Below are 23,473 nucleotides of genomic sequence, written 5' to 3' on the forward strand. Positions count from 1 at the left end.
CAGCTACTGACTAGTCACGCAGGCTGATAGCTGGCCATGCTTGCGCTTTTGCATAGGCAGCTAAAGTTTCATCCGCATCCACCGCAACAGGATTGGTCACTAGCTTCATTAGCGGCAGGTCATTGTGCGAGTCACTGTAAAAATAGCTGACATCGTAATCACTCAGCTTACTACCGCGCGCTTCTAACCACTGATTAAGGCGGATGACTTTACCTTCTTTGTAAGTTGGCACACCTGTCACGCCACCTGTATATTGACCATTCACCATTTCAGGATCGCTACCAAGTAAATGCTCAATGCCATAGGCCGTTGCAATGGGCTTTGTGACAAAGCTATTGGTTGCAGTAATGACCACACACAAATCACCCGCGGCTTTATGCTTATCCACCAAGGTTTGCGCTTTTTTCGTCATCATCGGGCGAATCACTTTATCCATGTATTTAACATGCAGTTCATCTAAGAACTGTTTGGAGTGTTCTGATAGCGGTTTCAATTGAAATGCTAAAAACTCTGTAATATTCAAACAACCATTTTTATAATCTTGATAAAACTGTTCGTTACGATCTTGATGTGTTTTTGCATCCAGTAAACCTTCGCTGATTAAAAACAAGCTCCAGTTATAGTCGCTATCACCTGCCAGCAAGGTATTGTCTAAGTCAAATAATGCTAAATTTTGTTTCATATTAAAGGTCTTTTAAATTAAATTTTATAGGCTAAAGGCTGTTTAAACTTCTTTGCCACTTTCAGAAAGGACTAAGAATACGCCAAGCAAAATAATCGCCAACGCTATATATTCATTAGTAGTGACATGCTCGTTTGCAAACCAAATACCAACTGTGAATGCTACAACAGGGTTAACAAACGTATTACTGCTCGCCACTAACGGACGCACGGTTTTAAGTAGATATTGGTAAGCACTGTAAGTAACAATGGATCCTAAGACGACTAAGAACAACATAGCACCCCAAGACTTAGGGCTAATGTGTTGTGGCCAGCTTTCACCTTGAAATGCACTTACAATCAATAGCGCCACACCACCAGCCAGCATTTGTGCCGCACTCGCCATTAAACCTTTAGGCAAATCCATGTGTTTACTCCAAACTGAGCCAAACGACCAGCAAGCTGCTGCAAATATCAACAGCATGGCACTCGCGAACTCGCCATGCAGGCTACCACCAACATTAAGCAACACGATACCCACTAGACCAATAGCGATACCCAACCATTCTTTATGGGTAATGTGATGCCCCCAAATAGACGAGAAAATCGCCATCCAGATTGGCGCAGTCGCAATAGAAAGTGCCGCAACACTTGATGAAACCGTTTGCTGTACATAGCACACCGTACCATTGCCAAGGGCTGGCAACAAAATGCCAATTGCAGTTGCACCTAGCCATTGTCGCTTGGTGGGGTTAGGCGCACCCAAAAAGCGCATCACGATATATAAAATCGAACCAGCTACCGCAAACCGTATCCCCGCCATCAAAAATGGAGGGAAGCTTTCTATGCCAAAACGAATAGCAAGATAAGTTGAGCCCCAGATGAAGTAGGTGCAGAACAGCGCTAAAACAATCAGCAGGCTTTGGTTTTTATTACTCATATTCGATTGTTAAGTTATTAAATCGACCAAAGACGAGGCGCTTGAGCGCGGACAGTACGTTTAGTACGGCAAGCAAAAAGCAAGGAAGTATTTGGTCGATTTTTACGGAAAATCACACCTGCGGATGCGCACGCTCAGACTTAGACTGAATCTTATTCAAGGCATTCAAATAGGCTTTTACCGATGCAACCACAATATCAGTATCCGCGCCCTGTCCGTTTACAATACGACCACCTTTAGAAAGACGTACAGTCACTTCGCCCTGCGCATCGGTACCGCTTGTAATATTGTTCACTGAATAAAGCTGCAATTCAGCACCACTGCTTACAATGGTTTCAATCGCCTTAAAAGCAGCATCTACTGGACCACCACCATTAGCTTCAGCGCGTGTTTCAACACCATTTTCTGATACGGTAATAATGGCGTGCGGCACTTCGCCAGTAATGGATGACACTTGCAAATACACTAATTTGAAGCTTTCTGTCGCCTCAGAAACAAAGTCATCGCTCACCAAAGCGTGCAAATCTTCATCAAAAATCTCAGACTTTTTATCAGCCAAATCTTTGAATTTTGCAAATGCCACATTCAACAAATCGTCTGTTTCCAACTCAATGCCAAGCTCTTTCAACCGCGTTCTAAACGCGTTACGACCTGACAATTTACCCAAAGTTAATTTATTAGCATTCCAGCCTACGTCTTCAGCGCGCATAATTTCGTAAGTTTCACGATGCTTCAATACGCCATCTTGATGGATACCAGATTCATGTGCAAAGGCATTTGCGCCTACAATCGCTTTGTTTGGCTGCACTGGATAACCAGTAATAGTCGACACTAATTTACTAGTTGTGACGATTTGCGTGGCATCGATACTTGTCGTTAAGTTAAAAATGTCGCTACGCGTTTTAATCGCCATGACCACTTCTTCTAAGCTCGCATTACCTGCACGCTCACCCAAACCATTAATCGTACACTCCACTTGACGTGCACCGTTCATTACCGCAGCCAATGAGTTAGCTACCGCCATACCCAAATCATTATGACAGTGCGTCGACCATACGACTTTATCGCTGTTTTTTACGCGTTTAATTAAGGTTGCCATACGCTCGCCCCATGGCGCAGGGATTGAATAGCCAACTGTGTCTGGCACATTGATCGTAGTTGCGCCAGCTTCAATGACTGCATCAAACACGCGTACTAAAAAGTCCATATCAGAGCGTACAGCATCTTCGGCTGAAAACTCTACATCTTTAGTGTATTCCAACGCCCATTTAACAGCCTGCACCGCACGCTCGACCACTTGGTCTTCCGTCATGCGAAGTTTGTTTTCCATGTGGATTTTGCTGGTGGCAATAAACGTATGAATACGGCCGCTAGCGGCATGTTTAATTGCCTCGCCAGCACGACGCACATCGTTTTCACTAGCACGCGCCAATGAACATACCGTTGAGTTTTTAATGATTTTGGCGATTTCTGAAATCGAGTCAAAATCACCTGGGCTTGCAGCAGCAAAGCCTGCCTCAATGACGTTAACACCCAATTTTTCAAGTTGTCGTGCGATACGGATTTTTTCTTCTTTGGTCATCGCTGCGCCTGGGCTTTGTTCGCCATCGCGCAAGGTGGTGTCAAAAATAATAATTTGATCTTGTTTAGTTGCTTGATTCGTCGCTGTATTCATAGTAATTACCTATCTTTTATTCTGTTTAATTTTGGCGCTATCTAACTCAAATGCATTGAGCACAAATAATAGCATTTCGCTGCGATTATTACGCAACGGCATTTAATACAATGGGGTGTGGGGGTATAGTTTGCGCGCTAGCGCAGATTGTTGCTACGGAGCGCAGCAGTACGTAACGCAAAAAGTTTGCGTAATAACAATGCACTAGCGACGACGCTAGCCGCATAAATAACTGATGAAATATGTGAAATAAACATAGTGATATAAATATAGTATTTTTTACAAAGTTGCGCAAGTGTTTAATTTGATGAGCGCAACTTCAAATGGCAAGAATCGTAAAGTTAAAGATTTACTCAGGTTTAACTTTCTCAAATTTTTCCTGTATCCACATGATGTAACCTGACAGCGCATATGATGCCATCACGAACAGCAACACTTCTGGCGGGCTGTATGAAATCAGCACAATCACTAACATAATGGCCAAAATCACAAAAAATGGTACGCTTTCTTTTAGGTTAATGTCTTTGCCGCTGTAATAACGCAAATCACTCACCATAGAAAGACCCGCGAATATAGTGAGGCCCCAAGCCATCCATTTCCATTGCAATACACCGAAGAATACATCACGACCACTCACACCATATTCGTAAGAAACCCATACAAAACCAGCCAATAATGCAGCTGCGCCTGGGCTAGGTAAGCCTTGGAAGTAGCGCTTATCTTGATTGTCATCATCTAATTTAGTGTTGAATCTTGCCAAACGCAATGCAGCACATGCGCAATAAGTAAATGCCGCTAGCCAGCCTAATTTACCCAGAGGCTTCAATGCCCATATATATAGTATAAGCGCTGGCGCAACGCCAAAAGATACCATATCTGAAAGGCTATCGTATTCTGCACCAAAGGCGCTTTGTGTATTGGTCATACGAGCAACACGACCATCTAAGCCATCTAATACCATTGCCACAAATATCGCAATTGCAGCGAGTTCAAAATTACCATTCATGGCCTGCACAATGGCAAAAAAACCTGAGAATAATGCTGCTGAAGTAAACAAATTCGGTAGCAAATAAATACCACGGTGGCGCAAGCTTGCGCTATCGGTTTCCCTGCGCTTTACTTTATCGTTAGATTTAATCTTGTCGTTAGGTTCAGTCATGCTTGAACAACCATTTAAAATTAAGGTGAGCTAGTATATCAAACACTAGCTGTAGCAAACAATTTACTTAAGTGGCTCACGGCGTAAAGTAATACCGCACTAGGTGAAAGAAAACCGGTGCGGCAAAACTCACAGAATCCATTCTGTCTAACATGCCGCCATGGCCCTCTATCATGTTACCCCAATCTTTAGCGCCCAAACTGCGCTTGATGGCAGACATCACCAAGCCACCCAAAAAACCCATCGCGACAATGACCGTAGCCATACCTGCGCTTTGCAGTGGTGTGAATGGCGTAATCCACCACAATCCAGTACCTACTAAAATTGTCGACAAACCACCGCCGATTAAACCTTCCAGCGTTTTATTAGGGCTGACAACAGGCGCAACCTTAGTTTTACCAAACAAGTTACCGAATACATATTGCAGCACATCACTCAATTGAACGATCAGCAAAAAGTAAAACAGCAGTAAGGTATTTTGTCCCTCAAAGTGCGTAATTGGCAGCAAAAGCAATGCTGGCGCGTGGCTGATGCAATAAATAGAAATCATCACACCCCATTGAATTTTAGCTGCGCGCTCTAAAAAATGTTCGGTATCCTGCGCGAGCACTGAAATAGAGGGCATCAATAAAAAAGCATAAACGGGGATAAGTACGCTAAACAAGCCGTACCAATTAGTGTAAATCAAATAATAATGTAAAGGTATCAGCAGAAAAAAGGCTAATGACAATGTGCGGTGATCGCCTGCGCGTGTTGGCGTAAGCGTCATAAATTCACGCAATGCAAAATATGAAATAAAGCCAAATAAAATAATAGTACCCAACTTCCCAGCCAAAAAGGCAATAACGAGAATAGCAACCATCACCCACCATGCATTCACCCGTGAAATGAGATTATTAATGAGCTTGAGTGATTTTTCCGATGGATTATTTTTGGTCAGCAGCTGGCGTTTCAACACCCAACCAACAATAGAGGCAATGAGCAATAATGCGGCTACAGCGCCTATCAACCCATAAAATTTATGCGTTGGGTCTAGCGCTTCAAGCGTATTAGCAAAGTGAGTTAGCATGTACTTACCTTCATTCAATTTACCCTTAAATCAAACTCAAAATCGCAGCGCGAGCACGCGTTAGAAATGCTTTTTTATGCTCATCGGCTTGCCATGTAAGCGTAGCGCCAAATCTCACCGTACAAATTAACGGCACAGGCAAATAACTGCCTTTGGGCATGCAGCGATGCAGTGTATCTAAATAAACTGGGATAAGTTTTACATGAGGAAAGGCTTCGGCTAAATGATACAAACCGCCTTTAAAATCGCTAGGCTCAGCCTGCGCTTTACGAGTGCCTTCTGGAAAAAGAATCAACGAATCACCCGCAGCAAGCGCAGCTAACAACGGTGCTAATGGGTCGCTATGGCGCGAAACTTCCCGGTCGATTAGCACAGCATTAAGCACTTTTAATGCAATAAAGCGCTTAATTTTGCCACGTCCCCAGTAATCTTTAGCGGCTACTGGTCTGGTTTTTGCGCGAATAGCTGCAGGTAATGCAACCCATAAAGCCAGCGTATCTAAATGACTGGTGTGATTCGTAAAGTAAATACTTTGCGCCACACTTGGCGCAGCACCTACCCAGCGCGGATGAGCACCGACTAAAAGCCTAACCAGACCAATCATGGCTAATCGTGTGATATCTATAAGCATATTGGCTAAGTTAATGAATAAACATTGCTTTTTTATTAAAGTTTATTGTGGTTTATTGATACAAAAATGAGTATAGCAAAGCCTTGTGATAAAATCGCGGGTTCTTAAAAGACGGTTCAAATAGCCCTACCATGCAATTTACCTTACACAAACAAGATGGCCTTGCCCGTCGCGGTACTGTTCACCTAGCGCATGGCGATGTGCAAACACCTGCATTCATGCCAGTGGGCACTTATGGCACGGTAAAAGCGATGTCGCCACTCGAGCTTAAAGAAATTGATGCACACATCGTTTTAGGCAACACTTTCCACCTATGGTTACGACCTGGCTTAGAGGTGATTGCAGCGCATGGCGGCTTGCACAAATTTATGGGATGGGATGGCCCAATACTGACAGACTCAGGCGGTTTCCAAGTATTCAGCTTAGGCGCGATGCGTAAAATTTCGGAAGAAGGCGTGAAGTTTAAAAGCCCCATCAATGGCGACACCTGCTTTTTAACACCAGAAGAATCCATGCGCATTCAAAAAGTATTGAACAGCGACATCGTGATGATTTTTGACGAATGCACGCCCTTCCCTGCGACTTTAAAAGAAGCGAACGACTCAATGCAATTAAGTTTGCGCTGGGCAAAGCGCAGCAAAGATGCGCATCAAGGCAATAGCAATGCGCTGTTTGGCATCATTCAAGGCGGCATGTTCGAAGAATTGCGTGACGTATCACTAGCAGGTTTAACTGAAATTGATTTTGATGGTTTTGCCATTGGCGGCTTATCAGTGGGCGAACCAAAAGAAGATATGCTGCGCATATTGGCACACACCGCCCCTAAAATGCCACAAAACAAACCACGCTACTTGATGGGCGTTGGTACGCCAGAGGATTTAGTCGCAGCAGTTTCGCAAGGTATCGATATGTTCGACTGCGTAATGCCGACTCGCAACGCTCGCAACGGCTGGCTATTCACCCAATATGGCGACGTGAAAATTAAAAATACCCGCTATAAAACTGACATCCAACCTTTAGATGCTGATTGCGCTTGCTACACCTGTCAAAACTTCAGCCGTGCCTATTTGCACCATTTACACAGAGTAGGCGAAATTCTAGGCGCGCGTTTAAACACCATACACAATCTGCATTATTACCAAGTGTTGATGGCAAGCATGCGAAGTGCAATTGAAGCAGGTACTTTTGAAGCTTTTAAAACAGAGTTTGCAATAAAACGCACTCAACTGAACACATAAACACCGTGCCTGTAACCCTCATGAATATTGGCTTACAGGGCATATTTTCACAACTTTAGAGCGCACTTTTGCGACGGCGTATCACTGTAGCAATCAGCCCTAGTCCAACAACAAGCATGCCGTAAGTTTCCGGTTCTGGTACAGGCGAGCTCAAAACATTGACTTGTAAATTATCAGCAATCCAAATTGCTGAAGTGCTTGAAATTTTAAGTGAATCTAAACCCAGCCAGTTAAGAGTAACTGGCGTAACAGCACTTCCCGTTAGATTATACGTCGCACTACTAAAAACCAACTGATTGTTGACATAACCTTCGAATGAGATGTCTGCATTACCAGTTACTCCGGCCGACCAAAACCCACTTAAAAAATCAAAAGCTCCACCATTTATAGCTCTTATGATTGTCGTATTCGGTCCTTGATATCCATAAGCATTGAATAAGGCATTATTTTGAATTCCCGTATAGTCAACCCCTGGCACAAGAAAAGGGGCAACATCCACTACTCCAGTCAAATTAGATGTATTCCAGCTCAATCCTGCATAACCTTCTGGCACTGGGTTAAAATCACCAGCCAAATCGTCGAAGTTAATAGTCTGTGCAGATGCCAAATTAAAATTCAATAAACAAAACAAACCAAGTAAAAGATTTTTCATTATTTTTTTCCAAATATTTAAGTTTTAAATATGGGTAATACCACTGCCGTAGTCTATAACAATAACTAAGCCTATATCAAGGTAAGCAAATGCATAAAAAAACATACACATAAATACTCATCATCACACACCTAAACAAAATCTCACATCTTACAAACCAGCGAGTTACATACCAATCGTATCGAGTCTGCAATAAATAACAGTCTGTGTTAAAATCCGAAGCTAATTTTTTACAATATCCAGTTCATTTATAAAGAGAGTTCAACGTGTTTATTTCAAATGCATACGCAGCAGGCGCTACAACAGGTGGCGATTTAATGAGTTTTCTTCCGCTCGTTGTTATTTTTGTATTATTTTTCTTCATGATCATTCGTCCGCAAATGAAAGCGGCAAAAGCACAGCGCGAGATGATTACAGCTTTGCAAAAAGGCGATGAAGTGGTGACTAGCGGCGGCATTGTAGGCAAAGTGACTAAAGTAACTGAGTCTTTTGTGAGCCTTGAGATTGCTGCAAACATTGAAATTACCGTGCAAAAACAAGCGGTACAAAGCGCATTGCCTAAAGGCACGATTAAGAGCATTTAAGCACTATTGATTAAGACTTTTTCGACACCACAACGTTATTGATTAGAGCCATACTATGAACCGCTATCCAATGTGGAAGAACATCCTTGTTGCAGTCATGATTTTGATTGGGCTGATTTACACGATTCCAAACTTCTTCGGGGAATCTCCAGCCGTACAAATCACCCCTGCTAAAAGTACCACCAAACTTGACTCAGCTTTATTGGACAAGGTTGAGGATATATTTAAGCAAGAGAAGATTGAATATGATGGCGTGTATCAAGATGCGCGTGGCGTAAAAGCGCGCTTTAAGAACACTGATACGCAAATCCGTGCTAAAGATGTATTGCAGGCAAATTTAGGCACAGATTACACCGTAGCTTTGAACTTGCTTTCGCGTTCTCCTAACTGGTTGCGCAGCTTGGGTGCTAAACCAATGTATCTAGGTTTGGATTTACGTGGTGGTGTGCATTTCTTAATGCAAGTAGATATGAAAGCCGCTTTAAGCAAAGCGGCTGAACGCTTTGTAGGCGATTTCAAAATCGCGCTGCGTAAAGAGCGTATCTCTTACGTTGGCGTGTCACGTGAAGGCGAAACGGTACAAATTCATTTCAATAATGCAGAAGAGTTGACCAAAGCTCATGCAGTGATTGCTAAAGAGTATCCAAACTTAACGCTAGAAGAATCAACCATTGGCGAAGAAAAAATTCTAAAAGCATCACTTAATTTGGTTGAACAAAAATCTATTCAAGATTTCGCGATTAAACAAAATATTCAAACACTACATAACCGCATTAACGAGTTAGGAGTTGCAGAACCTATCATTCAACAACAAGGTGCTGACCGTGTTGTAGTCCAGTTGCCAGGCGTGCAAGATACAGCAAAAGCAAAAGAGATTTTAGGTCGTACTGCGACACTAGAAATTCGCATGGTTGATGAAGAGAAAAGCGATGCTGCTACGCTAGAAAAAGCGGAAAAAGGTCAAGCTCCAATAGGCGATGATGTATTCAAAAACCGCGATGGCCGTGCAGTTTTGGTTAAAAAGAGCGTAGTACTCACGGGTGATTACATTACAGATGCAGGTCCTGGCGTAGATAGCCAATCTGGCAGATCAACAGTAAACGTTACTCTTGACGCACGTGGCGCACGTATTTTCCAACAAGTGACACGTGAAAATGTTGGCAAACGCATGGCGATATTGCTGATTGAAAAAGGCAGTACTGAAGTGATTACTGCTCCAACAATTAACGAAGAAATTGGCGGCGGTCGCGTGCAGATTTCTGGTATGGCAAATACACAAGAGGCTACCGACATCGCTCTGCTATTACGTGCTGGTGCGCTTGCCGCACCTATGGACATTGTTGAAGAGCGTACCGTAGGCCCTAGCATGGGACAAGACAATATCAACCGCGGCATTCATTCAACCCTATGGGGCTTTGCTGCAATTGCGGTGATGATGATGATTTACTACGTGGCTTTTGGTGCAGTTTCAGTGACTGCCCTAGCGATTAACTTGCTTCTTTTGGTTGCGATTCTATCCATGCTGCAAGCAACACTTACCCTACCAGGCTTGGCGGCTATTGCGCTAGCACTTGGTATGGCGATTGATGCCAACGTGTTAATTAATGAGCGTATTCGTGAGGAGTTGCGTAATGGCAACACACCACAAGCAAGTATTCATGCTGGTTACGAGCGCGCTTGGGATACCATTTTAGACTCAAACGTTACAACACTGATTGCAGGTTTGGCCTTATTCATGTTTGGTACTGGTCCAATTAAAGGCTTTGCGGTAGTACACGTTCTGGGTATTTTGACTTCAATGTTTAGTGCGGTGTTGGTATCACGTGCAATAGTGAACTTGATTTACGGTTATCGCCGTAAGCTTACTAAGTTGTCAATCGGTCAAATTTACAAAGGCTAAGCAACAGTAAACAGTCTCAAACAAATGCAATCTAAATTTTAAGAGTAAAAATTATGGAATTATTTAGAATTAAAAAAGATATTCCCTTTATGAGTTACGGTCGCCTAACGACCGCAATTTCATTGGTGACATTCATATTAGCCGTTGTATTTTTAGCGACTCGTGGATTGAACTTCGGCGTAGATTTCACTGGCGGTACGGTGATGGAAGTGAACTACCCACAAGCAGCAAACTTAGAAAGTGTTCGTAAAGCAGTTGATAGCATAGGTTTGAAAGAGGCGACTGTACAAAACTTCGGCTCTAGCCATGACGTATTGATTCGCTTACCAGTTAAAACTGGCGTTTCAGTGGCTAAACTTTCTGAGGAAGTAAAAGCTGCATTGGTCGCAGCAGACTCTACAGCTGAAGTTCGTCGCGTAGAGGCTGTAGGCGCGCAAGTCGGTGATGAACTTTATGAAAATGGCGGTTTAGCGCTATTTTTCGTAAGTTTAGGCATTATGCTTTATTTATGGTTACGCTTTGAGTGGCGTTTTGCAGTGGCTGCGATTATCGCCAACATGCATGACGTGGTGATTATTTTAGGTTTCTTTGCTTTCTTCCAATGGGAATTCAATCTAACGGTATTGGCCGCGATTCTGGCTGTTTTAGGTTACTCAGTGAATGAATCTGTAGTTGTGTTTGACCGAGTACGTGAAAACTTCCGCAAAATGCGTAAAGCTAGCGTGGTTCAAGTGATTGATAACGCGATTACCCGCACTATGTCTCGTACGATTATCACGCATACTATGACGCAAACTATGGTCGGCTCAATGCTGTTATTCGGTGGCGAAGTATTGCATAACTTTGCATTAGCGCTAACCATTGGTATTTTGTTCGGCATTTACTCTTCAGTATTGGTCGCGTGTCCAATCGCTATGTGGCTAGGTGTTAATCGCGCCAACTTAATTGGTGATATTGAGAAAAAAGAAGGCGGAAAGAAAGAAGTCGTAGTTGAACCAGACCCTTCTGAATTCGCCTCTTAAAGATTACATAAACTTCAAATAAATCAATCAAGTGCATATACATTGCACTTGATTTTTTACCCCTCTGCCGTATACACTCTGTTTATCTTACATCTCACAAATTAGATCCCATTGGATAATATTTCCTTAAGCTCGCAGTTTGGCATTCTGGTATTGCTACTGCTGTGTACTGCTTTTTTCTCAATCTCAGAAACAAGCCTTATGTCAGTCAACCGTTATCGGATGAAACATTTGGCAAGGCAAGGCCATCGTGGAGCACGCTTAGCCAGTGTATTACTATCGAAAACTGACAAACTATTAGGCGTTATTCTCTTAGGCAACACGCTGTGTATTGTGGGCTCATCAGCCTTAGAAGTGGTCATCAGCCATCAATTATTTGGTGAGGGTGAATACGTGCTCGCGGCAGGCTCGCTTGCACTGACATTCGTCATTTTAGTGTTCAGTGAAATATCGCCCAAAGTGATTGCCGCAGCTCATCCTGAGAAGTTTGCCTTTGCCTGTAGCTATTTGCTTTATCCTTTGCTCTGGTTATTTAACCCCATCGTTTCGTTCGTCAATCTTTTCGTAAAAGGCTTTATGTATTTATTGGGCATGAAAGCCAATTTTGCAGAAGCCCATCACGCCGTTACCACAGAAGAGTTACGCAGCATCGTCACTGATGCGGGTCACTTCATTCCCAAAAAGCACAGGTCGATATTATTAAATCTATTTGATTTAGAAAAAATTACCGTCGATGACGTCATGACAGCTCATACCTTGGTAGAAAGTATAGATTTCGACGCACCGCTTGATGAAGTTATGCAGCAGATTTCGAATAGCCAACATACGCGCTTGCCCGTTCGACAAGGTGAAAACGAAGAAATTATCGGCATACTGCATCTGCGTAAAGTGATGTCGCAATTGCGTGCGCACCATGAAAGTGACGACTTTGATAAAGAAATGCTACGGGAAGTGATTGCCGAGCCTTATTTTGTACCCTCAGGCACACCGCTTTATACACAAATTCAGCAATTTCAAGAAAAACAACAACGCGTAGCACTGGTTGTAGATGAATATGGCGAATTTAAAGGTCTGGTGACTTTAGAAGATATTTTAGAAGAAATGATAGGCGACTTTACAACGCAGTCGCCATCTCGCCTAGGTAGTTACCGCAAAGATGATGATGGCGGTTGGATAGTAGATGGTAGCAGCACACTGCGCGACCTCAATAAGAAGTTAAACCTAAGCCTACCACTGGAAGGTCCGCGCACGATCAATGGCCTAATTCTAGAGCATTTTGAAGATATTCCAGAATCCAACACCAGCTTTAAAGTGGGTACGCACGTAATAGAAATAATCCAGACGCAAGATCGTATTGTTAAAAGCGTTAAAATCTTCCCTTAAAACATCCTTCTACTTTCACTCTGCCCTAACCAATACAGGCCTGCTCTACTTGGTGCAGCCTGATTCAAACTCAATAACTCGCATAAAATAATTGCTGACAATCAGCCGCTATTTTGCACGTTTATTCCACGCAATGAATTTTATTTAATGATTTACGATAACCCTATTGAAATTGGGCTTGAAATTTCTGTGGTTTGGCTCAAAATAGGTTCATATGAGCCAGTTACAGAAAAACGCCAAGCCCTTTGAAAATGATGTTGCACTTAAGCCGGAAGTGGCGAAGCCCAAGTTGCCGCCTATGTTTAATGTTTTGTTATTAAACGACGACTACACCCCTATGGAGTTTGTTGTTGAGTGTATAGAGCGTTTTTTTAACAAAAGCCGTGAACAAGCGACGCAAATTATGCTCAAAGTACATACAGAGGGCTTAGCAGTGTGTGGGGTATACCCACAAGATATTGCAGAAACAAAAATGAATCAAGTACTTAGCTACGCAAGAGATCAGCAGCATCCTTTGCAGTGTGTAACAGAACCAGCTTAGCATCTGCCTACACATTAAAACTGCAATATTGAAATATGGAATTTAAATTTAGAGGGTTATGAAATGATTGCTCAAGAGTTAGAAGTTAGCCTTCACATGGCATTTATGGACGCTAGACAAAAGCGTCATGAGCTCATTACGGTTGAGCATTTGCTACTTGCCATGATAGACAACCCAACCGCAGCCGAAGTGATGCGGGCATGCGGTGCGAAATTAGAGGTATTACGCACCGAGCTAAACCAATATATTGAAGAGCACACACCAACAGTGGGCGGTCAAGAAGATGTCGATACACAACCTACATTAGGCTTTCAACGCGTGATTCAACGTGCGATGTTACATGTGCAGTCTTCTGGTAAAAAAGAAGTGACTGGCGCCAATGTGCTGGTCGCGATCTTTGGAGAAAAAGATTCTCATGCGGTATTTTTCTTACATCAGCAAGGCGTAACGCGTTTAGACGTGGTGAACTTCATTTCACACGGCGTATCAAAAATTGGTGAAACTGCTAAACCTGAAGGCGCTGACACAGAGGCTGATGTTGAGGCATCTCCAGCTGGCGCACTTGAAAACTACACACTCAACTTAAATGCGCAAGTTGCAGCTGGAAAAATTGACCCGCTCATTGGTCGAGGTCCAGAACTTGAACGCGTTGTGCAAACACTATGCCGTCGCCGTAAAAACAACCCACTATTAGTTGGTGAGGCTGGCGTAGGTAAAACCGCGATCGCTGAAGGCTTAGCACGTCGCATTGTGGAAAAAGACATTCCTGAAGTATTAGCCAATGCCACGGTTTACTCGTTAGATATGGGTGCATTGCTGGCTGGTACAAAATACCGCGGTGACTTCGAGCAACGCTTAAAAGCGGTAATGAAACAGCTTGCTGAAAATCCAGATGCAATATTGTTTATTGACGAGATTCATACTTTGATAGGTGCAGGTTCAGCCAGTGGTGGCACGTTAGATGCTAGCAACTTGTTAAAACCAGCGTTATCAAACGGTACGCTCAAATGCATAGGCGCAACGACCTACCAAGAATATCGTGGTATTTTTGAAAAAGATCATGCGCTATCACGTCGCTTCCAAAAGGTCGATGTGACTGAGCCTAGCGTGGCTGAAACCATTGAAATTTTGAAAGGTTTGAAATCAAGATTCGAAGAGCATCACGGGGTGAAATACTCTGCGTCTGCGCTAACAACAGCAGCAGAGCTTTCTGCTAAATACATTAATGACCGCCATTTGCCAGATAAAGCAATTGACGTGATTGATGAAGCTGGAGCTGCACAACGTATCTTGCCGAAATCTAAACAGAAAAAAGTCATTGGTAACAAAGAGATTGAAGACATCATTGCCAAGATCGCTCGTATTCCGCCTAAAAACATATCTGCGGATGACAGAAGTGCACTTAAAACACTTGAGCGCGATTTAAAAGCCGTGGTGTTTGGTCAAGACAATGCTATTGAAGCGCTTACCTCTGCCGTTAAAATGGCACGCAGCGGCTTAGGTGGCAACAACAAACCTGTAGGTAGCTTCTTATTCAGCGGCCCGACTGGTGTGGGTAAAACTGAAGTGGCTAAGCAATTGGCTTACATTATGGGCATTGAATTGATTCGCTTCGATATGAGTGAATACATGGAGCGCCATGCCGTGAGCCGCTTGATTGGTGCGCCTCCAGGCTATGTAGGTTTTGAGCAAGGCGGTTTGATGACCGAAGCGATTACTAAGCATCCGTATTGCGTATTGTTGCTTGATGAAATTGAAAAAGCGCATCCTGATATTTTCAACATTCTGTTGCAAGTGATGGATCACGGCACGCTCACAGACAACAACGGTCGCAAAGCCGACTTTAGAAACGTCACGATTATCATGACGACCAATGCTGGCGCAGAGAACTTGTCTAAAGCAAACATTGGCTTTACCAATGCGAAACAAGCAGGTGATGAGCAAGCTGATATTAAACGTTTATTCTCACCTGAGTTCCGTAACCGTTTGGATGCAACCGTGTCATTCGCCGCATTGTCACAAGACATTATTATTCGTGTTGTTGATAAATTCTTGATTCAACTTGAAGACCAATTGCATGATAAAAAAGTGGAAGTGACTTTTAGTGATGCATTGAAAGCTTACTTGGGCAAAAAAGGTTTTGATCCATTGATGGGTGCAAGGCCAATGGCTAGATTGATTCAAGATACGATTCGCAAAGCGCTTGCCGATGAGTTATTGTTTGGCAAACTAGCCAACGGCGGCAGCGTACATGTGGATATTGACAGCAAAGATGAAGTGAAATTGATTTTTGCGGATGATAAAGCGCCATCAGAAAGCGCATTAGCAGAAGTTTAAATTTGCATTATTTCTAGTAGTAAAAACAACAGCCAGCTTATTCAATATAAGTTGGCTGTTTTTCCATCACACTGATAAACAATTCAGATTCAATAAGTCTACTCAGCCAAAGCTGCAGTTTTGGATAAGATGCAGCTTCAAACCAAGCAGAGTCTACCGCAGCAAACTGGCGTACAAATGGGAAGATTGCAATATCAGCCAAGCTAGGCGTGGTGCTGAATAAATATATATTTTCAAGCAGCAGGTTCTCAAGCTTTTGCAAAAACACTTCACCATCCGCCCGATGCTGTATTTGCGTTTTACTTGGGTAACGTTCGGGATACTTGTAAGCATCTAAAGCCTGTTTAAACGCAGTATCATTCTCAAGAATAAGTGTATCAGCACTTGCAGAGGCATTGGCGCCTAGAGCATGCTGTTGCAATGCCCAATGCATAATATCCAAGCTCTGCTCAATCACTGTGCCATCTTGCAGCACCAGCACAGGTACAGTGGCTTTAGGTGAAACTTGCAGCATGTGTGCTGGTTTATCGCGTAATGAAATTTCACGAATCTCAACATCAATCCCGGCCAGCTTAAGTGCCATACGCGCACGCATGGCGTAAGGACAACGTCGATATGAATATAGGATTGGTAAAGCCATTACACTTTAAAACTATCCAAGTGTTTTACAAATATCATGCACTAGCTTAGGCCCTTTATAAATCAGCCCGCTATACACTTGCACAAGATCTGCCCCCACTGCGACTTTTTCAACCGCGTCCGCTCCGCTCAAAATACCACCCACACCAATAATCGGCAAAGCACCTTGCAAGCGTTGTGATAGTTGTTGAATCACCAACGTTGACTTCGAACGTACAGGCGCACCAGATAAGCCGCCGGTTTCTTCTGCATGCTCCATGCCCTGCACCTTTTCGCGAGATAAAGTTGTATTAGCCGCAATCACACCGTCGATTTTATGTTGCATCAACAAATCAGCGATTTCATTCACTTGCTCAAGTTCTAGGTCTGGCGCGATTTTTAAGGTAATAGGCACATATTTACCATGCTGATCTGCGAGCTTGGTTTGTTCTAATTTGAGCGTAGCCAGCAAGTGAGACAAAGCCTCTTTCTCTTGTAGAGCACGTAGGTTTTTAGTATTAGGCGATGAAATATTCACGGTGATATAGCTGGCGTACGCATACACTTTTTGCATACCAATCAAATAATCATCTACCGCATTTTCCATCAGCGTATCAAAATTTTTGCCGATGTTAATACCCAACACGCCTTTGTATTGTGCTGCTTTCACGTTCTCGATTAAATTATCCACACCCAAGTTATTAAAGCCAAAGCGGTTAACAATGCCTTGCGCCTCTTTTACCCGAAACAAACGAGGCTTAGGGTTACCAGGTTGAGGTCGCGGTGTCACGGTGCCCACTTCAATAAAACCAAAACCTAATGCAGCCATGCCATCAATCACCGCGCCATTTTTATCTAAACCCGCAGCCAAACCCACTGGGTTAGGGAACGTAATCCCCATGACTGTTCTTGGCTGACAGGTAGGCGCTTGGTTTAAGCATTGCGTTAAATGCAACTTAGTCGCTAGCTTTAGACTCTTAATAGTGACATCATGCGCGACCTCGGCATCTAAGCAAAACAACAAAGGTTTTGCCATAGCGTATATATTCATATTGGGCTTAATCTTTTAAATTGATGGGTAAAGTTGCTGGTGTCTGTGAAATGACATTTATCTTAGCGCTATTATAATTAAAATTACTGGAATGCTAACCCTAAGTTATACATGTTGAACTATAAGAAAGAAATCATCTATCCGCTGCTTGCAGCGTCGCTATTAATTAGCGTGGTCATGCTGAGTCTTTTTTATACGATGTACAATTTAAACAAAATCGAGAAGAACAAAGACTTCATCGACACGCAACGCTTTAACATTATCACACTTAGAAATGCGGTATTAGATGCTGAAACCAGTCAGCGCGGATATTTAATCACAAATAATGTCACGTTTCTCGATCATTACAATGAAGGTAAAATTCAGGCGTATAAAACCTTAGATAAACTCTCTAAAAGTAGCGAGAAGCTACCCTCTCTAGCGCCAATTTTAGAAAAAATACAGCGACTCTGCGACGATAAATTTAGCATTATAGAAGCCAGCACCTCAGTGCAACTCAATGCCGGTTCATATGCCTCTCACCTTAGCTTATCTAAAGACCGCGGCAAGGCCGTTATGGATAATATCCGCACAGCATTAATGGAAGCTGACAAAGATCTGCTTGAGCGTCGGCATACACTTAGTAACCGTATGCAAACAACTATCCGTTACAGCATTATTGCAGGCGTCAGTCTAGCAGTAATGATTTTCGGCATATTGATCTTTTCATATTTACACACACTACACTTATTTAAAGTCATTTTATCCAGCTCAAACAAGGTTGATCACCTTAGTCATCAAGCCACACATGACCCACTCACCAACTTACTAAACAGACGTGGATTTGAAAACAGGCTACAAAACATTCACGATAATGCGATTATAGAAAAACAAAAATATGCCATTTTTTATATGGACTTAGACAATTTTAAAACCGTCAACGACCAATACAGCCATGCAATAGGCGATCAACTTCTCATTACCGTCAGCCAGCTATTTCAAAACTGTTTAAGAGAACACGATGCCTTAGCTCGCTTGGGCGGGGACGAATTTACTTTAATCGTGCAAAAATTTAAAGACAAAGACGAGCTAGAAACACTAGCCAACCGACTTATCAACGCATTAAAAAATCCGATTCCAGTCGAAAATGCCATGCTATCTGTTGGTGTAAGTATAGGCGTGGCTGTTCACCGCTCAGATGCATTCACCCCAAAAAAACTCATGATGGCTGCGGATAAAGCGATGTATCACGCTAAAAATTCAGGTAAGAATAAAGTCGTTTTTTTGAATAAAGCTGCAAGTCAAAACTAAAGCCACTAGATTCCGTGTCGAGCACGGAATGACGGAGTATTTATGATTCCCGAAATAACAGCAGACTGAGTAAGCGACCACTTACTGTCATTCCCGCGTAGGCGGGAATCTAGGCGACGTGAATTCCAAGATTACATCCATCAACAACCATATATGACCACCTCCTAAACTGGATTCCCGCCTACGCGGGAATGACGTACGAGAGGTTTTTGCATTAGTCCACCAACCATGAAACTCACCGTTTTTGAATTGAGTCCCCTGCTACCGCGCCTGTTCTGCTCAGCTTCATGGGAGCTTTCGGCAAGCGGCTGTTTGAGCGTAGCGAGTTTCCGATTGCCGCCCATGAAACTTAGCAGAACAGGAATCAAGCGGTAGGGGGTAGCCTTTTCTTTGGTTTCTTTCTTTTGGCTAAGCAAAAGAAAGTAACTCGCATGTCGCGCGAGAGCGACATCATCAAAATTGCTAATATAGTTCAATCAACCTATTATGTAGTCAATGCAAACTCGTAATCAAATCGAAGATGTTATAAAAAATGGTCTTGTAGAAGACATTTTTCGCATGGAAAGCGCACTGTTCTTGCTTGAAAAAATCGGTGAGCGGGCGACTGACATAAATAGCGCTAATCGTGGTAATTTCTCAGAGCTTTTCGGTACTCTTCAGCGAGCGCTTAATACAGAAGCAATCTTGGCTGTAGCAAGAGTTTACGATGAACCAAGCAAACGATACCCAACAAGATGTATAAAAGGTGTTTTTAAACATCTTGTTGAATTTGCACATGAACTTCCAGAAATAAGAGAGCCATTCCAATTAGAGCTTTTGCTTAAGACTAGAAATGTACCTATAGAGTTAATTAAGTCTATAAAAGTTAATCCAACAGAGTTCCCGCTATTATTTTCCAATTACTTTAATAATGAATTAATGACTAGCCACTCAGAAGCTATGGAAAAACTAAAAACACTCAGAGATAAGGCAATGGCTCATAACGAAAATAAATTAGTGAGCGGACCGACTTGGGGAGCACTTACAGAACTTATAGAGTTTGCTAAATACATTGTTGGTGCGTTGGGCTGGGCTTATTTAAGCATGGCATACACAATAAATGGGGACTATATACTTACAAATGATGCTAAGAGACCATCATTTGCTATGTCTCGTTTATTGAAAAACGTTTATGAAAGTTTGTATCCGCCAAAATAAGTTTATGGCGGATACTCAAGATAAATTACCCCAATCTCACTTCCACCAAATTATCACTAAACGTAGTCGAATGCCCCATATCCCCAAACTCCGCTGAACTAATACAATTCACCGTCCCATTATTCAACTGCCTCCAATACCCAAGCGTTGCAACCACAATCCCAGCATTCACATCATCCGAAATTCTCGCCAAACCTTCAAATGCACCACGGTCATTAAACACCTTCACTATATCGCCCGCTTTAATATTACGTGCTGCAGCATCCAACTGATTAATCATCACAAACTGCTCGCCCTGCCCTTTAATCTTCTCCGTCACATTGGCATAGCATGAGTTTAAAAAACTATGACTCTTGGGCGAAATAATATTCAAAGGATACTTAGCCGCCAAAGCTGGGTTTGTATCAGGCGTTTCGCGCGACGCCACATAATCAGGTAGTGGGTCTATATCCTCACCCGGTTGAAAGCCTTCGTACATTTGGCGGAAAGGCCCTGCCACAAAGTTTTTAGCACCTTCTGCGATGAATTGACATTTGCCACTGGGCGTAGGGAACTCCCCTTTGGCATGCCGTGCGCGGATATCTTTATCGCCAAAGGCTTTCAAGCGTGCAAAGCCGTGTTGGCGCAAATAATCTAAATCAATGCCTTCGCAGGTGGGTGAAGCCCAATCCACGTAATTCTCTAGGCACTCGGTATCGTTCCATTTGAAATTATCTTCTTCATAGCCCATACGTTTGGCAAGCTGCCTGAAAATTTCATTATTTGGAAGCGCCTCGCCCGGTGGATCTATGCATTTTTCATTGTAAGTGAGGTATAAATGCCCCCACGACAGCACCATGTCTTCCATCTCAGCGCCCATGGCGGCTGGCAGCACAATATCGGCATAGGCTGCGGTGTCAGACATAAAGTGTTCAGCCACCACTGTGAATAAATCTTCACGCTCCAAACCTTTAATAATTTTGTCGGTTTCAGGCGCTTGCGTGATGGGGTTGGTGTTCCATACCATCATCGATTTAATCGGCGTATTGAGTTTGGTTTCACCAGTAAGTACGCGACCTAGCTGTAAGTTGTTAACGACTGGCGTGCCTTCTGGAATTAAATCTGGACGCGAAATCACATCAAACTTATATGGATGCTCCCATACAGGAAACTGCAAAGCACCACCGCCTACGTGGCGCCATGCGCCTATCAGCGCAGGCAAGCATGTGACCGCCCGAATGGCTTGGCTGCCTCCATAACTTCTTTCTAGCGCTACGCCTAAGCGAATCGCTGCTGGTGGCGTGGTGGCGTATTCACGTGCAAATTTACGAATATCTTCTGCTGAGATGCCTGTGATTTCTGCCGCCCATTCTGGCGTGCGAGTTTTAGCGCGTTCAGCGAGCTCTTTGTAACCTAGTGTGTAATTATCAACATAGTCTTGGTCGACTAAGCCTTCTGCAATAATCACGTTCATCATCGCCATTGCGAGTGCGCCATCTGTACCTGGTTTTGGCGCAATATGCCAATCAGCCTCTTTCGCGGTTTTAGAGGCGTAAGAATCAATCACTACAACTTTTGCGCCACGCTTTTGCGCCTCATGAATGATGTGCCAGTGATGTAAGTTAGTGCTCACTGAGTTACATGCCCAAATGACAATATATTTGGAGTGGCTAAAACTTTCAGGGTCAACGCCCGCGGTCGGGCCAACGGTTAATAACCATGCAGTACAAGAGCCTTCACCACAAAAAGTGCGTTCACATACAGTTGCGCCCATGCGGTTAAAAAACGCATCGCCACCGTTAAGGCCATGCACCAAGCCTTGGTTGCCCAAATAGCTATTCGGCATAATGGCGTGAGGGCCATCACTAGCGATAATAGCTTTCCATTTACTGGTAATTTCAGTCAGCGCTTCATCCCACGTAATCCGTTTAAATTGCTTACTGCCTTTAGGGCCTGTGCGCTTAAGCGGATAGAGCAAACGATCTGGGTGATAGTGACGTTTTTCGTAATCTTTGAGTTTGACGCACAAGCCGCCGCGGGTCATGGGGTGGTCTTTATTGCCGGTGACTGAGATAAGTTTGTTATCTTTAACGGTATAGACCATGCTGCAAGTATCTGGGCAGTCGTGTGGACAGCCGCCGTGAAAGGTTTTAGTGGATGTATCAGTTGGTGCGTTCATACTTCTCTCCTCAAAGATTATGTCAGGCAACTTACAACTATTTAATCTCGCAACGATTTAATCACTTTTATTTTTTAAATTATTCTTATATTTTTCTCAATATATACCAACCTGTATATCAATGCAATGGCATAATTATCAACTAAATTATCAAGCAAGCTTTTAAATAAATGAAAACAAAAAACAATCCATTGCAATTACTCGGAGGCCTAACGCCAGAGGCATTTCTAGCTGAATATTGGCAGAAAAAACCTTTGCTGATTAAAAATGCTATCCCTGACTTTACGGGCCTGTTAAGTCCTGATGAACTCGCTGGCTTAGCTTGCGAGGATGAAGTGCAATCGCGTATTGTGGAATATAAAAAAGGTAAATGGCATGCCACACAAGGCCCATTTGATGATGGAGCCTTTGCAAACTTGCCTGAAAAACCAACAGCAGATAATAATTGGACCTTGCTCGTACAAAGTGTGAACCATCACTTACCAGAAGGCGCCACCCTGTTACAGCAATTCGATTTTATTCCACACGCGAGGCTTGATGATTTAATGGTGAGCTACGCGCCCAATGGCGGCGGTGTAGGGCCACATTTTGATAGTTATGATGTATTCCTATTGCAAGGCCAAGGCAAACGTCTATGGCGCATTAGCGAGCAGACGGATTTAAGTTTGGTTGAGGGCGCGCCATTACGTATTTTGCAAAACTTTGATACCGCCCAAGAGTGGTTACTTGAAGCCGGCGATATGCTTTATTTGCCGCCTCACCTTGCGCACTGGGGCATTGCCGTGTCGGATGGAGCTATAGATTGCATGACCTATTCTATTGGCTTCAGGGCGCCTAAAAACCAGGAGCTCGCTACCGAGTTTTTAGGTTTTATGCAGGATCAATTGAATCAAGATAAGCTTGTATTAGATGGAATCTATCAAGATGCAGATTTAAGCTTACAAGACCACCCTGCCGAAATTGGCAAAGAAATGATTACTAAAGTCAGTGCGAATTTACAAAAGATTCAATGGTCAGATAAAGTGATAGCAGAGTTTTTAGGAACGTATCTTTCTGAACCTAAAGCCGATGTTGTATTTGAACCGAATAAAAAAATGTCTATGCGTAACTTTAGTGAAAAGCTAGCAAAACTCGGCATTGCACTGGATTTAAAAAGCCAAATGCTATTTTCCGCAGATAATTTTTATCTCAATGGCGAGGTCGCTACATGGATAGGTGAGTCTGCAAACATTCTGACTAAGCTTGCAGACCAACGTTATATTGAGGCTAGCAACATTCAAGATGCACTATTGCTGCAACAGCTTTATGATTGGTATATTGTCGGTTACCTGAGTTTTGATTCTTTATAAGATATTCAAATTGGGGCAT

General features: G+C 43.1%; 20 protein-coding genes. 10 read left to right on the forward strand and 10 right to left on the reverse strand.

The window, feature by feature from the left end; all coding sequences use genetic code 11:
- Window positions 1-10: 10 nt before the first annotated feature.
- The 6 genes from M301_RS11830 to M301_RS11855 form a co-directional block, all read right to left on the reverse strand.
- Complete coding sequence (locus tag M301_RS11830; protein ID WP_013149018.1) at window positions 11-682, reverse strand: histidinol-phosphatase; 672 nt, start codon at window positions 680-682, stop codon at window positions 11-13.
- Window positions 683-724: 42 nt separating this feature from the next.
- Entirely contained in the window at window positions 725-1,600 is an 876-nt protein-coding gene (gene yedA, locus M301_RS11835; RefSeq protein ID WP_013149019.1) for a drug/metabolite exporter YedA, read from the reverse strand.
- 112 nt (window positions 1,601-1,712) lie between these two features.
- Complete coding sequence (locus tag M301_RS11840) at window positions 1,713-3,275, reverse strand: 2-isopropylmalate synthase (RefSeq protein ID WP_013149020.1); 1,563 nt, start codon at window positions 3,273-3,275, stop codon at window positions 1,713-1,715.
- Between the two features lie 349 nt (window positions 3,276-3,624).
- On the reverse strand, window positions 3,625-4,434 hold the full coding sequence (pssA, locus tag M301_RS11845) for a CDP-diacylglycerol--serine O-phosphatidyltransferase (RefSeq protein ID WP_013149021.1): 810 nt from the start codon (window positions 4,432-4,434) through the stop codon (window positions 3,625-3,627).
- Window positions 4,435-4,510: 76 nt separating this feature from the next.
- Window positions 4,511-5,503: a phosphatidate cytidylyltransferase gene (locus tag M301_RS11850; protein ID WP_013149022.1), complete on the reverse strand. Its 993-nt coding sequence runs from the start codon at window positions 5,501-5,503 to the stop codon at window positions 4,511-4,513.
- 25 nt (window positions 5,504-5,528) lie between these two features.
- A complete protein-coding gene (locus M301_RS11855) occupies window positions 5,529-6,134 on the reverse strand; it encodes a lysophospholipid acyltransferase family protein (RefSeq protein WP_013149023.1) in 606 nt (201 codons plus the stop codon).
- A 131-nt stretch (window positions 6,135-6,265) separates the two neighbouring features.
- Here M301_RS11855 and tgt point away from each other — a divergent pair, with 131 nt between their 5' ends.
- Window positions 6,266-7,372, forward strand: a complete 1,107-nt coding sequence (gene tgt, locus M301_RS11860; RefSeq protein ID WP_013149024.1) for a tRNA guanosine(34) transglycosylase Tgt — start codon at window positions 6,266-6,268, stop codon at window positions 7,370-7,372.
- Window positions 7,373-7,427: 55 nt separating this feature from the next.
- Here tgt and M301_RS11865 read toward each other — a convergent pair whose 3' ends face one another.
- Entirely contained in the window at window positions 7,428-8,024 is a 597-nt protein-coding gene (locus M301_RS11865; RefSeq protein ID WP_013149025.1) for a PEP-CTERM sorting domain-containing protein, read from the reverse strand.
- A 266-nt stretch (window positions 8,025-8,290) separates the two neighbouring features.
- Here M301_RS11865 and yajC point away from each other — a divergent pair, with 266 nt between their 5' ends.
- From yajC to clpA, 6 genes are all read left to right on the forward strand, one after another.
- Window positions 8,291-8,608, forward strand: a complete 318-nt coding sequence (yajC, locus tag M301_RS11870; protein ID WP_013149026.1) for a preprotein translocase subunit YajC — start codon at window positions 8,291-8,293, stop codon at window positions 8,606-8,608.
- Window positions 8,609-8,663: 55 nt separating this feature from the next.
- Window positions 8,664-10,508 (forward strand): protein translocase subunit SecD, encoded by a 1,845-nt coding sequence (gene secD, locus M301_RS11875; RefSeq protein ID WP_013149027.1) that lies wholly within the window; start codon window positions 8,664-8,666, stop codon window positions 10,506-10,508.
- Between the two features lie 53 nt (window positions 10,509-10,561).
- Window positions 10,562-11,530 (forward strand): protein translocase subunit SecF, encoded by a 969-nt coding sequence (gene secF / locus M301_RS11880; protein WP_013149028.1) that lies wholly within the window; start codon window positions 10,562-10,564, stop codon window positions 11,528-11,530.
- Window positions 11,531-11,641: 111 nt separating this feature from the next.
- Window positions 11,642-12,913, forward strand: coding sequence for an HlyC/CorC family transporter (locus M301_RS11885; protein WP_041359481.1), 1,272 nt, complete (start codon window positions 11,642-11,644; stop codon window positions 12,911-12,913).
- A 214-nt stretch (window positions 12,914-13,127) separates the two neighbouring features.
- Complete coding sequence (clpS, locus tag M301_RS11890) at window positions 13,128-13,454, forward strand: ATP-dependent Clp protease adapter ClpS (RefSeq protein WP_013149030.1); 327 nt, start codon at window positions 13,128-13,130, stop codon at window positions 13,452-13,454.
- Window positions 13,455-13,517: 63 nt separating this feature from the next.
- Window positions 13,518-15,791 (forward strand): ATP-dependent Clp protease ATP-binding subunit ClpA, encoded by a 2,274-nt coding sequence (clpA, locus tag M301_RS11895; protein ID WP_013149031.1) that lies wholly within the window; start codon window positions 13,518-13,520, stop codon window positions 15,789-15,791.
- Window positions 15,792-15,828: 37 nt separating this feature from the next.
- Here the strand turns inward: clpA and M301_RS11900 are convergent, their stop codons facing one another.
- Together M301_RS11900 and M301_RS11905 are read right to left on the reverse strand one after the other, a co-directional pair.
- Complete coding sequence (locus M301_RS11900) at window positions 15,829-16,431, reverse strand: glutathione S-transferase (protein ID WP_013149032.1); 603 nt, start codon at window positions 16,429-16,431, stop codon at window positions 15,829-15,831.
- A 12-nt stretch (window positions 16,432-16,443) separates the two neighbouring features.
- Window positions 16,444-17,460 (reverse strand): quinone-dependent dihydroorotate dehydrogenase, encoded by a 1,017-nt coding sequence (locus M301_RS11905; RefSeq protein ID WP_013149033.1) that lies wholly within the window; start codon window positions 17,458-17,460, stop codon window positions 16,444-16,446.
- Window positions 17,461-17,571: 111 nt separating this feature from the next.
- On the opposite strand from M301_RS11905, the gene M301_RS11910 reads away from it, so the two are divergent.
- Both M301_RS11910 and M301_RS11920 read left to right on the forward strand, forming a co-directional pair.
- A complete protein-coding gene (locus M301_RS11910; RefSeq protein ID WP_013149034.1) occupies window positions 17,572-18,750 on the forward strand; it encodes a diguanylate cyclase domain-containing protein in 1,179 nt (392 codons plus the stop codon).
- Between the two features lie 495 nt (window positions 18,751-19,245).
- Window positions 19,246-19,947: an AbiU2 domain-containing protein gene (locus tag M301_RS11920; RefSeq protein ID WP_013149035.1), complete on the forward strand. Its 702-nt coding sequence runs from the start codon at window positions 19,246-19,248 to the stop codon at window positions 19,945-19,947.
- A gap of 25 nt (window positions 19,948-19,972) precedes the next feature.
- Here the strand turns inward: M301_RS11920 and M301_RS11925 are convergent, their stop codons facing one another.
- A complete protein-coding gene (locus tag M301_RS11925; RefSeq protein ID WP_013149036.1) occupies window positions 19,973-22,105 on the reverse strand; it encodes a molybdopterin-containing oxidoreductase family protein in 2,133 nt (710 codons plus the stop codon).
- A gap of 170 nt (window positions 22,106-22,275) precedes the next feature.
- On the opposite strand from M301_RS11925, the gene M301_RS11930 reads away from it, so the two are divergent.
- Entirely contained in the window at window positions 22,276-23,454 is a 1,179-nt protein-coding gene (locus tag M301_RS11930) for a cupin domain-containing protein (protein ID WP_013149037.1), read from the forward strand.
- Window positions 23,455-23,473 lie beyond the last annotated feature (19 nt).

The sequence above is a fragment of the Methylotenera versatilis 301 genome (genome assembly GCF_000093025.1).
Taxonomy (GTDB): Bacteria; Pseudomonadota; Gammaproteobacteria; order Burkholderiales; family Methylophilaceae; genus Methylotenera; species Methylotenera versatilis.